The sequence below is a fragment of the Mediterraneibacter sp. 210702-DFI.5.30 genome (genome assembly GCF_020560115.1).
GTDB lineage: Bacteria > Bacillota > Clostridia > Lachnospirales > Lachnospiraceae > Mediterraneibacter > Mediterraneibacter faecis.
This window is the reverse complement of record NZ_JAJCME010000008.1, coordinates 115,100-128,003: the sequence shown is the minus strand read 5'-3', so window position 1 is coordinate 128,003 and position 12,904 is coordinate 115,100. Positions and strand designations below refer to the sequence as shown.

Sequence of the window (12,904 nt, the reverse complement as noted above, 5' to 3'; positions counted from 1 at the left end):
CCTCTTCCGGTTCTGCTTCTTCTACTTCAAGGATTTCTTCCTCTTCCGGTTCTGCTTCTTCTGCTTCAAGGATTTCTTCCTCTCCCGGTTCTGCTTCTCCTGCTTCAAGGACTTCTTCCTCTCCCGGTTCTGCTTCTTCTACTTCAAGGACTTCTTCCTCTTCCGGTTCTGCTTCTTCTACTTCAAGGATTTCTTCCTCTTCCGGTTCTGCCTCTTTTACTTCAAGAACTTCTTCCGGTTCTGCTTCTCCTGCTTCTATAGTAACTGCATCTTCTGAAGTCTCCTCCACTGCCTGTTCTATAAGTTCTTCTTCTGTCTCCGGTTCCGGTATCAGTTCTTTCATCCCTGATGGAACTACTCGTTCTTTACTGGCTTCCTCAGCTTTCTTCTCTTCTGTCAGTTGATTCACGATCTCAAGATCTTCTACATCCTCAATTGCTGCAATATCCTCTTCCAGATCTGTCATATCCGGTTCGACTTCTTCTCCCGGTTCTGCCTGAACTTCCGGTTTCGGATTGAGTAATTGCTGCAGAGCTTCATCTAACCGCATCGTATCTCCAAGTTTCTTCTTGACTGGTTTTACCGGATTCTTACCGACAATCGGTATGGAAGCAGTATCTTTGCTAAGTATTCTCTTATCTCCACTTGTCTCTACCGTTGCCGGCTGAACTTCTGACTCATCCTCGGAAGCTTCTATAACTTCTGCTGTTTCTACTCCTGCTTCTTCCGGATTTTCTACTTCGGCATCCGGCTCTTCTGTCGCTTCCAAAGTAACCGCATCCGTGTCAATCACATCGGAAGTACTGTCGTTTTCCATCACCGGCTGTTCTGTCAGACCGATTGATCTTGTATCTCCAAGTGCTTCAGCTCCTTCTGACGCAGAATCTTTTTCCTCGTCTTCTCCTAAATAGGAAGCCAGATCCGGTATTTCTTCTGTCTCTGAAGAAAGCTTCTCATATCTGTGATCATATTTCTGTTGCTGCGATGGTGACAATGGCTTATACTGCATCTTCAGTTCCATTGCCTTATAAACATACTTACCCTCGCTGAACCAAAGGATCAGATCATCACACTCTTCCAGACATTCTGTCATCATACCTGCTTCGCGATAAAGCTTCGCCAGTTCATAAGCCCACTCTTCAATATATTCTGCCTTCTTAAATTCCTCCAGAGCCTCAATCTGCTGTTCGATCGGCGCTCTCTGCGCTCTTAAGATCTGATATCTAAGGATATGCCTGTTCGGATCTTTCGGTGCAATCTGGATAAATTCGTCATAATAGTCGATTGCTTCATCTATATTCTTTGTCTTAATTGCAAGAGAACATAACTTATAGATCACCTTGCGGCTTCCTTCAGAACGGCGATATGCAAGATTCATCACCTCATAGCTCTTCTGATACTCTTTTGTTTTTTCATAAATATCACTGACATTCATCAGCATCCCTGCGTTACGGACACGCTTCCAGTCAATCAGATCTGCTGCTGCCGCTGCTTTTCTGTATTCTCCATCTTCCATAAGTTCCAGCATCTCTTCTGTCTTTAACTTATATTCATACTTATCCACTGTACTCACCTCATTGTCATTGAAATATTAGTTTTGGTCTGAATGTGTCCATTAGGCACTAGCCGATACTCTTTCATTATTCTACCATATGAGGTCTGTAATGTCAAAAAAATGCACCTTCAATTCCTTTTGAAAGTGCATTTTTAGTGTTATTTAATTGTATTATTATTATAATTTTATATTTTGTATCGGAGATTATTCGCGATTCTACGTTCCTGTGAGACCTTTGTCGTCTGTTATTTTATCACTTGAATGATTTTCATATCCATTCAATACTTTATGTATTAAATCTTCTGTCAAGTCATTCCTGCTTTTATAACAAATCTGAGATTATAACATGTCCTTTCAATGTTTCTTTACACATTTTTCATTCTATGTTATATGCGGTATTTTTATTCAATACATCTATGAGTGATTCATCTTTTTCTCTTTGCTTCCAGTTTCCGTACTCTCCGATCTTTGATCTTCTTTTCTTTCTACTGGACTTTTACGCTTGGCAAAGGTCTCTTTCTTCACAGGAACCTTCACTCATCATACCACTGACATATTGATAAAAATCTGAAACTATACTGTCCATGGGACTGACCTCCTGTTGAACTTGTATTTTTAATCTAATCAGGCATCTGTTACTTTTGCCTTCTTAGTTAAATATCTTTGGGAGATTTCTTTCTCTCTTTGATGGTTATATAATAACATTCGACGTCTAATTTGTCAATATATTCATTTGATTTTTTTATATTTTTTATTTATTATCTGCTTTGGTTGTAATTGTCTGAATTTTCAAACATTTCAATTAACAGATTTCTGCTCCAGCCGGCATTTCTTTTTCCGGTGTCATCAGTGCAAGGTTACCTTCTGCATCTTCTGCACAAAGCAACATTCCCTCTGAAAGTACGCCTGCCAGCTTCGCAGGTTTCAGGTTTACAAGAACCATAACTTTCTTACCAACCATTTCTTCCGGTGTGTAATGTGCTTTGATTCCGGATACGATCTGTTTTACCTGGCTTCCAACTTTTACCTGAGAGCAGAGAAGCTTTTTGGATTTCTTTACAGCCTCACATGCAATGATCTCTCCAACCTGGAACTGCATTGCTCCGAACTGCTCAAATGTGATCTCATCTTTCGGCTCAATGTCGATAACAGCTTCTTCCTCTTTCTTTTCTTCTACCTTCGGATGAAGTTCTTTAACTTTCTTCATAACCTCTTCGAGATCCATTCGCTGGAACAGAATCTCCGGTTTCTCTGTTACATGTCCGTTACCAAGCTGCTCAAGGATCTTCTTACTTGTAGAAGGCATAAAGGATTCAAGAAGTCTTGCACCTTCAGAAATGCTCTGGATCAGATTCCAAAGTACTGTAGAAAGGCGATCCTTCTTGGATTCATCTTTTCCGAGTACCCAAGGAGTTGTCTCATCAATGTATTTATTGCAGCGTTTGAAGAGATTGAAGATTTCTGTAATCGCATCGGCAACGCGGAGGTCTGCCATCTTAGCATCAACTGCTTTAGAAGCATTCTCTACAACTGCTTTCAGTTCTGCATCTACATCTTCTACAACACCCTTATCTTCTACTGTTCCGCCGAAGTATTTGTTTGTCATAGAAACAGTTCTGTTTACAAGGTTTCCAAGTGTATTTGCAAGATCAGAGTTCAGACGCTCTACCATCAGCTCCCAGGAAATAACACCGTCATTCTCGAATGGCATCTCATGAAGTACGAAGTAGCGAACTGCATCTACGCCAAAGAAATCAACGAGTTCATCTGCATAAAGAACATTTCCTTTAGACTTACTCATCTTACCGTCTCCCTGAAGCAACCACGGATGTCCGAACACCTGTTTCGGAAGTGGAAGATCAAGTGCCATAAGGAAGATTGGCCAGTAAATTGTATGGAAACGGATGATATCTTTTCCGATCAGATGAAGGTCTGCCGGCCACAGCTTGTTGAACTGCTCTGTACTGTTTCCGTCTGCATCATATCCGATTCCTGTGATATAGTTTGTAAGAGCATCAAGCCATACATATACAACGTGCTTTGGATCGAAATCTACCGGAATTCCCCACTTGAAGGATGTTCTGGATACACACAGATCCTGAAGTCCCGGAAGAAGGAAGTTGTTCATCATCTCGTTCTTACGGGCAACCGGCTGAATGAACTCCGGGTGTGTATTGATATGCTCGATCAGACGATCTGCATATTTGCTCATTTTGAAGAAATATGCCTCTTCTTTTGCAGGCTGAACCGGGCGTCCACAGTCAGGACATTTTCCATCTACAAGCTGAGACTCTGTGAAGAAAGACTCACATGGTGTACAGTACATTCCTTCATAATGTCCCTTGTAAATATCTCCCTTGTCGTAAAGTTTCTTGAAAATCTTCTTAACCTGTTTCTCATGATCTTCATCTGTTGTACGGATGAATTTGTCATAAGATGTATCCATCAGATCCCAGATTCTTTTGATTTCTGTTGATACATTATCTACGAATTCCTTTGGTGTGATTCCAGCCTCCTCGGCTTTGAGCTCGATCTTCTGTCCGTGCTCATCTGTTCCTGTCTGGAAGAATACATCATATCCCTGGCTTCTCTTGTAACGTGCGATTGCATCTGCAAGCACGACCTCGTATGTGTTTCCGATATGCGGTTTACCTGATGTATAGGCGATCGCTGTTGTTATATAATATTTTGGTTTTTCTGACATTTGTCTGCCTCCTTTTCCCACAATGTGGGATTCTTTTCTCAAATTCCAGTGACTACTATTACGACTTTCTGCTGGATCTTTCGCGAAAAAAGAATGTGCCAAGGCACATTCTTGCACTTGCGGCGGTCGCTTGCGACACCTACTTTGTACGCCGCAGCGCATATCCCTAGCGGAGCGTTTTTAATATATTAGGAAAGAACCTAATATATTAAAAAACGCCCTCCCAGGGACTTGCATCCCTGAGAAGACGAATCCTACTTCCGTGTTACCACTTCTCTTCGTTCCTTCCTCGCGGAAAGAAACCTCTATGAGTATCTGCACTTTCGTTAGTAAAAACTGCTTTGTTAATCAAAACCACTTTGAATACTACGGCATTTCTCACTGTTGATACTCTTCGCTATAAAGGGCGAATCCCTTCACAGACTAACCCGGATCTTTTTATTCAAGATTGCTGCTTAAACAACTCACTTGCTCACTCTGTTCAGGCTCATCTGCGCTGCTCAGAAGCCATCTTCATCTGTCTTCCATCCATCCCTCTCAACATCCGGCCTGACAGCCTTCAGGACTTTTCTGTAGAATCTGTTACAGACTACTCTCTTCCTCATCGCGTTTCGCTTATCACTGCTTTTCATTCCTTAAAAAGGGTAGCATAACGCGAATAGAATGTCAAGATACACCGCTTGATGATTTCTCTGCTAATTCCTCTGTTACCCCGGCAGCATTTCCTTTTGCTTTCACTCTTGGAAATGTAATATCTACCCGGAACAAATCTCCGTCCAGATACAGATCAAATGTACCTCCCTGCATTGTTGTAAGGCTCTTCGCTATAGAAAGTCCTAATCCACTTCCCTCCGTACTTCTGGAAATATCTCCGCGGATAAAACGTTCTGTCAGTTCGTCAGCCTGAATATTCAACTGATGCTCGGAAACATTTTTCAATGAAAATCTTACCTTTGTATCATCTGTTTTCAAAGTCGCATAAACTCTGGTTCCAGGCATTGCGTACTTGGCTGCATTTCCGTAAATATTTTCCAAGACACGCCACATTCTTCTACCATCAACATGCACAACAGCCGGTTCTGCCGGAAGATCTGTGATGATTGCCAGATTTCTCGCCTCGAATTTTTCTTCGAGTTCACCCTGCGTCTGCTGGATCATTTCCGACAGATCAAGATCCATATATTCCAGGGAAATATTCCCGCTGCTGACTTTCGATGCTTCTACTACATCTTCTGTCAATGTCTTCAGTCTCTGTGCTTTCTCTTCCAGAATATTCAGATAATCCTGAACTTTCGGATCCGCTGGATCTGTTTGTCTTAAGATGCCGACATAGTTCAAAATAGAGGTCAGTGGTGTCTTAATATCATGAGAAACATTTGTGATCAAATCTGTCTTAAGACGTTCGTTTTTCATTGCCTCGGCAACTGCTTTGTTAAGTCCGGTTCCGATCCCGTTGATCATCAATGCAAATTTCTTGTTCTCCCCATGCAGTCCGTCAATTGGAATCTGATAACTCATATTTCCGGCAGCGATCTCCTGAATTCCTTTTCTCAATCGATTCTTCTCCATCACATTTGAAACCATGTAATAGAATAGCACTGCATCAGCAATCAGCAGCAGAATCACCAGGAAGAAATCTCCACCCCAGAGCACGAAAAGCTGAAACAGGAAATAAAGAATCAAAAGTCCTGCTGTTTTCTTTGTAAGCTTCATGTCTCGTAATATTTTCCCGATAAATATACCGAAGCTTCGAAGCAGACTGTTTTCCCACAGACTCTTTGCCTTAATTCTTCTTACCAGACTAAGATAGCCGGCAAAGAAGCAGGTAAATGTAAATGCTCCATATGCAAACGCACCTACTGATTCTCCGAGACTTAAAGTCTGCACATATACATTCGGAACATAGGATGATGGAATAAATGTATCACTTTCCACAGCACCGTATGAACTACTCAACCCTGTAATTCCATCAAATAAGATATGAATTCCATCGATTCCTGCTACAAAAAAGAAATAACTTCCAATCACCCAGACAAAAATAACAACTGCAGCAGCAATCTCTGTCTTCCAGGAATCGAACTTTAACAAATGCAGTTCTTCATCCTGCGGTTTTCTTCCGGCACCCAATGTCAGCCACACTACTGTGATCAAAAAGAGTACGCTGCTGAAAATCATAAAATATAATGCCGCTTTCATATGCGGAATGTTATTTTGATATTCGATGCTATTCTGGTAAAACTGATCCTGGATCGGATAGTTTGTGTCCACTGCAACTGCAAAAACATCTTTCCACTTTGTTCCGCCGGAATAGTAACCATAAGAACGTGTATTGAGCCATTGATCCGAATAAGAAACGTTCATATTCGTCTTAAAATCTTTCAATTCAGGATAGATTACCATATATTTCACAGGGTTCTTTGACGCTGATTCTATCATGTCTTCTATGCTTTTCTTTACATCTGCATAATTTGCATATTCTGCTTTATTTGTAGTAACCTTCTTTGTCGATTCATCTGCATACAGATAGGTAAAATTGGTATTCCCTTCTTCCAGATAATTCCAACCGCCTTCATAATCCTGCCAGTCTTCATAGATTGTCTGCAATGCTGTGGCAATATTATCATAAACCAATGTCAGTCTTCCATTTAACTGCGGATTATTATTTACAACCTGGAGTAGATTATCCGCTCCGACCGGTGCATATTTTTCAATCATTGACTGACCAAAGTTCCAGCAGTCTGTATAAAGCAGCTCACCGTTTTCATCTGTAATCTGAAATGTATAATAACCGGAAGTCGTAAATTCGCCCGCCTGCAATCCTGCCAAGAACTGATCTCTGTCCTGCTCGCCCATCTGAAATTGAAGTTTTCCTGCATTTACAAGAGAAAAGAAATCATTCATATAATAGTAATAATAATTTCCGTCCGGTTTCTGACAGACAATCACGCCATTCTGTTTGTAAAGATTGTCGTTATCTGTCCCACTGTAAGTCTCGCCCCAATTTACCAGCTCTTCCATTGTGTACGTGACACCGGACAGATTCGTCTCAGATATCTTTCCCTTCTTTGACAGTTCCATTACATCCACCAGTTTTTTCGGATTGTAGGCACCGTCACTTTCAAAAAGATTCTGCAGATAAAGCTTCTCCTGTACATCGTACATGTAACTTTCGACCATCTTGCTGAATTCTTCGGATTCTTCAAAAGACTGTGTATTCATCTTTTGAATCTGTGACAAACTCATTCCCCCCGCCAGTGTCAGGAGAGAAAGCAAATTTGTCACAAGCAATGCTCCGCTAAGAATCGCCACAACAAGAACGATTGTCCTTGTCACAGTCTTCCTGTACCATTTCTTCATTGTTAACCCTTCCTTATATGCCTTCTTATGCATTTTTATATGTTCTCTTATATGCTTTTTCTATCCATTTTTACATGTGCTTTTGTTACTGTTCGCACTATGCTTTTTCGATTTTATATCCGACACCCCAGACTACTTTCAGGTAACGTGGATCTTTCGGATTGATCTCTATTTTTTCTCTGATATGACGAATGTGAACTGCAACTGTGTTATCCGCACCAATTGCCTCTTCATTCCAGATGGATTCATAAATCTGATTGATTGAAAATACTTTTCCCTGATTCTTCATCAGAAGCAAAAGGATATTGTATTCAATCGGTGTCAGTTTCACAAATTCTCCGTCTACTGTTACCTGCTTGAGATCATCGTTGATCTGAAGGCCACCCACCTTATAAATCGTCTCTTTTGGCTCCTGTGCTGTTCCGCCAAGCTCGTTAAATCTTCTCAGCTGTGATTTCACTCGTGCCACAAGTTCCAGCGGATTGAACGGCTTTGTCACATAATCATCCGCACCGATATTGAGTCCAAGAATCTTATCGGTATCTTCTGACTTCGCAGACAAAATAATGATTGGCAGACTGTTCTTCTCGCGGATCTTCAATGTCGCACGGATTCCGTCAAGTCTTGGCATCATGACATCGATGATCAGAAGATTCACTTCCTCTTTCTCCAGAATCTCCAGTGCCTCGATTCCGTCATATGCTTTTAAGATCTGATATCCCTCCTGGGAAAGATAAATTTCGATTGCTTCTACGATTTCTCTATCGTCATCACATACTAATATTTTATACATTTTACATACCCCTCGATAATTGCTGACACCGATAACAGCGCAGCAACATAATTATCACATGATCAAGTTCTAACTATAGTATACATGATACTTGATGGTTTTTAAGAGATAGATTGGAAAAATATTAGGAATTTCTTAAATCGACGATTTAACAATTTAAATACTTTCTATTTCTTGCACATCTTTTGCCAACGCTTTATAATAAGAAACCGTGAGCCTCTTTAGAACATAAGTGTAGCTGCACAAAAATGATTGCATTTAGTGCTAGAATCTCTTAGTATAGCTGCAATCCATCAATAAAAAGGAGTATAAATTAAGAATGATTGAAGTTTTGAAATCCTTCCTCTTTGGAATTGTGGAAGGAATCACAGAATGGCTGCCGATCAGCAGCACCGGACATCTGATCCTTTTGAATCAGTTTGTGAAATTAGATGTTTCCGAAGAATTCTACAGTATGTTTGAAGTTGTGATCCAGTTAGGTGCGATTCTTGCCGTTGTCCTCTTATTCTGGAACCAGATCTTCCCATTTGGTGCACCGGAAGGAAGTCACACGGTCAGACGCCGCCAGGCAAAACATGCACATAGAAAAAAGAAATCCGGAAATGGAATTTTAAGTTATGTGAAGATGGATATCATTATCCTCTGGCTGAAAGTCCTTGTTGCATGTATCCCTGCGATCGTGATCGGAATGCCGTTCAATGATCTGTTTGAGAAATGGTTTTACAATTACCCTTGCGTTGCGATTGCTCTGATTGTCTTCGGTATCGCCTTTATCATTGTTGAGAATAATCACAAGGGCAAACCTGCGAAGATCAACAGTATGGATGAACTTACTTATAAGACTGCATTTTTGATTGGACTTTTCCAGCTGATCGCTGCAATCTTCCCTGGAACATCTAGATCCGGTGCAACAATTGTCGGTGCTTTGATCCTTGGAGTATCCAGAACCGTTGCTGCTGAATTCACTTTCGTACTTGCGATTCCGGTTATGTTCGGTGCAAGTCTTCTGAAGCTTGTGAAGTTTGGTCTGAACTTTACCGGAACAGAAGCAATAATTCTTCTGATTGGTATGGTAACAGCATTTGTTTCTTCTATTATCGTTATTCAATTCCTGATGGGATATATTAAGAAACATGATTTCAAAGTATTTGGATATTACAGAATCGTGCTTGGTATTCTTGTGATACTGTATGCGTTGTTTTTAGCGTAAGATTTCCTAATATCAAAAACTCCCAATAGAATTTCAGCTCAAATGCTTTCTGAAGCATGATTTTCTATTGGGAATTTTTTATTTGTCAGTTATTACTATTCTTGAAAAAATCCTTTCAATGCCGGATACAGTTTCTTAAATTCCTGATATCTTTCCTCGTACTTCTGCACCAGTTCCGGATCCGGTTCTTCTGTTCCTGTTACTTTCACAAGTTTCTTCGCAGCCTCTTCCACCGAATCAAATACGCCGCATCCAACTGCTGCCAGGATTGCCGCTCCATAGCCCGGACCTTCTTCGCTTTCGATCAGATCTACTTTCATATTCATCACATTTGCAATGATCTTTCTCCACAGCGGACTCTTTGCTCCACCGCCACAGATCTTTGTTCTCTCTGGATTCACACCAATACTTCTTGCAACTTCCAGAGAATCACGCAGTCCGAATGCGACACCTTCCAGCACAGCCTGTGTCATATCCTCTCTTGTGCTGTCCATAGACATTCCGATAAATGCTGCTCTTGCGGAAGGGTCATTATGAGGAGAACGCTCTCCCATCAGATATGGAAGATAGAACACATGGTTCTCGCCGAGCCTTGTGATTCCTGCCTGTTCTGCCGAATAATCTTTTGTCTTAAGGATTTCATCCATCCACCATTTATTACAGGAAGCAGCACTGAGCATGCATCCCATCAGATGATAGTTACCGTCTGCATGGTCAAAGGAATGCAGTGCATTGTTCTTATCTACTCCGAATTTCTTGCTGGAAATAAAGAGTGTTCCTGATGTTCCGAGAGAAATATTGCAGCCGCCGTCTCCGACCGTTGCTGTTCCAACTGCTGCCGCCGCATTGTCCCCGGCTCCTGCAATTACTTTTACATCCTCTGATACGCCAAGTTCTGCTGCGATCTCTGCTTTCAAAGTTCCAACTACTTCCCAGCTTTCATAAAGCTTTGGAAGCTGTGCCTCTGTAATACCACAGATCTCAAGCATTTTTGCAGACCAGCACTTATGCTCCACATCCAAAAGCAGCATTCCGGAAGCATCTGAATACTCTGTGCAAAAAGCCCCTGACAGACGATATGCAAGATAATCCTTCGGAAGCATGATTTTCTCAATCTTTGCAAAATTCTCCGGTTCATTTTCCTTCATCCAAAGAATCTTCGGTGCTGTAAATCCGGCAAATGCAATATTTGCTGTATACTCTGAAAGCTTCTCTTTTCCAATCACCTGATTCAGGTAATCGGTCTGTTTTGCAGTACGTCCGTCGTTCCACAGAATTGCCGGGCGAATCACCTTGTCTTCCTTATCAAGCGCAACAAGACCGTGCATCTGACCTCCAAAACTGATTCCCTTTACTTGATCCTTATCAAAGCCTTCAAGAAGCTCTTTCAGCCCTTCCATACTCTGTGCAAACCAGTCTTCCGGTTTCTGCTCTGACCATCCCGGATGTGGGAAATATAACGGATATTCTTTTGATACGATATTCTTGATCTTTCCATTCTCATCCATCAGAAGAAGTTTTACTGCGGATGTTCCAAGATCTACTCCTACAAATAACATGTCGTTCCTCCTGTATAAAGACAGAGAGCCTTGCCGTTTCCGGCACGGCTCTCTGCCCGTTTTCTATGCTTATAACTTTCTATGTAATTAACCCCACGGATTCTCTGTTGGATATCTTACACCCTTCGGCTGGTTGTATCCGATCTCTTCAACCGGCACACCAATGTATTTAAATACTTCGAACAATGCTTTTCCAAAGTGTCCGAAAGCAACTGCTCCGTGATGTGGATAATTCTTTTCGATCAGTACGTGACGGTAGAATCTTCCCATCTCCGGAATTGCGAACACTCCGATAGATCCGAAGGATTTTGTAGCAACCGGAAGTACTTCTCCCTGTGCAACATAAGCACGAAGTACATTGTCAGATGTACTCTGCAGTCTGTAGAATGTGATATCTCCAGGTTTGATGTCTCCCTCAAGTGTTCCCTGTGTAACCTCGATTGGAAGAGATCTTGCCATGATCATCTGATATTTCATTTCGCAGAAAGCAAGTTTGCCGGAAGCTGTATTTCCACAATGGAATCCCATAAATGTATCTTTCTGTGTATATGGGAATTTTCCTTCGATGCTCTCTTTGTACATATCTGCCGGTACTGTATTGTTGATATCAAGAAGTGTTACTGCATCTTGGCTGACAGCAGTTCCGATAAACTCGCTGAGTGCTCCGTAAATATCAACCTCACAGGATACCGGGATTCCCTGAGCTGTCAGACGGCTGTTTACATAACATGGAACAAATCCGAACTGTGTCTGGAATGCCGGCCAGCATTTTCCTGCGATTGCAACGTATTTTCTATATCCTCTGTGCTCCTCGATCCAGTCTTTTAAAGTAATCTCATACTGAGCCAGTTTCGGAAGAATCTCCGGTTTCTTATTTCCTGCTCCGAGCTCTTCTTCCATCTCTTTTACAACGGCCGGAATTCTCTCATCACCTTCATGTTTGTTATAAGCCTCGAAAAGGTCAAGTTCAGAGTTTTCCTCAATTTCAACTCCGATATTGTAAAGCTGCTGGATTGGTGCATTACATGCAAGGAAGTTTAACGGACGCGGTCCAAAGCTGATGATCTTTAAGTCACTTAATCCGACAACTGCTCTCGCGATCGGTTCAAACTCATGGATCATATCAGCACATTCCTCTGCTGTTCCTACCGGATACTCCGGAATGTAAGCTTTTACTCCTCTAAGTTTCAGGTTATAGCTTGCATTAAGCATTCCACAGTAAGCATCTCCACGTCCCTGTGTCAGATTATCCTGTGTCTCCTCTGCAGCTGCGACAAACATCTTCGGTCCGTCAAAATGTTTTGCAAGCAGTGTCTCAGAAATCTCCGGTCCGAAGTTTCCAAGATAAACAACCAGTGCGTTACATCCTGCTTTCTTTACATCTTCCAGCGCCTGCACCATGTGGATCTCACTCTCTACGATACAGATCGGACATTCATAGACAGTTCCTTCACCATATTTTTTTGTGTAGGCATCAATCAATGCTTTTCTTCTGTTCACGGAAAGACTCTCCGGGAAACAATCTCTGCTCACTGCTACAACACCGATTTTCAATTCTGGCATGTTACTCATAATAAAATCCTCGCTTTCTTTATCCTTGTTATTATTTCTATCTTTCTCATGTTACGTTATCCACACTTTTCCTGTAATTTCATTTGGTTTTCCACACATCATACAGAGACCTTGTGAATAACATGATCCTGATTTTTGGAAACCCCGGCATCCA

At 41.5% G+C, this 12,904-nt stretch carries 7 protein-coding genes; 1 reads left to right on the top strand and 6 read right to left on the bottom strand.

Features of this window, described 5'->3' with window-relative positions:
* The 4 genes from LI126_RS10250 to LI126_RS10235 form a co-directional block, all read right to left on the bottom strand.
* Positions 1–1,564: hypothetical protein (locus tag LI126_RS10250; protein WP_331469904.1), on the bottom strand; the 1,564-nt coding region annotated here is incomplete at its 3' end.
* Between the two features lie 793 nt (positions 1,565–2,357).
* Positions 2,358–4,259: a methionine--tRNA ligase gene (metG, locus tag LI126_RS10245; RefSeq protein WP_055173215.1), complete on the bottom strand. Its 1,902-nt coding sequence runs from the start codon at positions 4,257–4,259 to the stop codon at positions 2,358–2,360.
* Between the two features lie 666 nt (positions 4,260–4,925).
* A complete protein-coding gene (locus tag LI126_RS10240) occupies positions 4,926–7,616 on the bottom strand; it encodes a HAMP domain-containing sensor histidine kinase (protein ID WP_227165314.1) in 2,691 nt (896 codons plus the stop codon).
* Positions 7,617–7,713: 97 nt separating this feature from the next.
* Positions 7,714–8,409 (bottom strand): response regulator transcription factor, encoded by a 696-nt coding sequence (locus LI126_RS10235; RefSeq protein WP_015530100.1) that lies wholly within the window; start codon positions 8,407–8,409, stop codon positions 7,714–7,716.
* 319 nt (positions 8,410–8,728) lie between these two features.
* On the opposite strand from LI126_RS10235, the gene LI126_RS10230 reads away from it, so the two are divergent.
* Entirely contained in the window at positions 8,729–9,619 is an 891-nt protein-coding gene (locus LI126_RS10230) for an undecaprenyl-diphosphate phosphatase (protein ID WP_227165313.1), read from the top strand.
* Positions 9,620–9,714: 95 nt separating this feature from the next.
* On the opposite strand, the gene xylB is transcribed toward LI126_RS10230, so the two are convergent.
* Positions 9,715–11,178, bottom strand: a complete 1,464-nt coding sequence (xylB, locus tag LI126_RS10225) for a xylulokinase (RefSeq protein ID WP_227165312.1) — start codon at positions 11,176–11,178, stop codon at positions 9,715–9,717.
* Positions 11,179–11,265: 87 nt separating this feature from the next.
* On the bottom strand, positions 11,266–12,750 hold the full coding sequence (locus tag LI126_RS10220) for an L-fucose/L-arabinose isomerase family protein (RefSeq protein ID WP_055146588.1): 1,485 nt from the start codon (positions 12,748–12,750) through the stop codon (positions 11,266–11,268).
* Positions 12,751–12,904 lie beyond the last annotated feature (154 nt).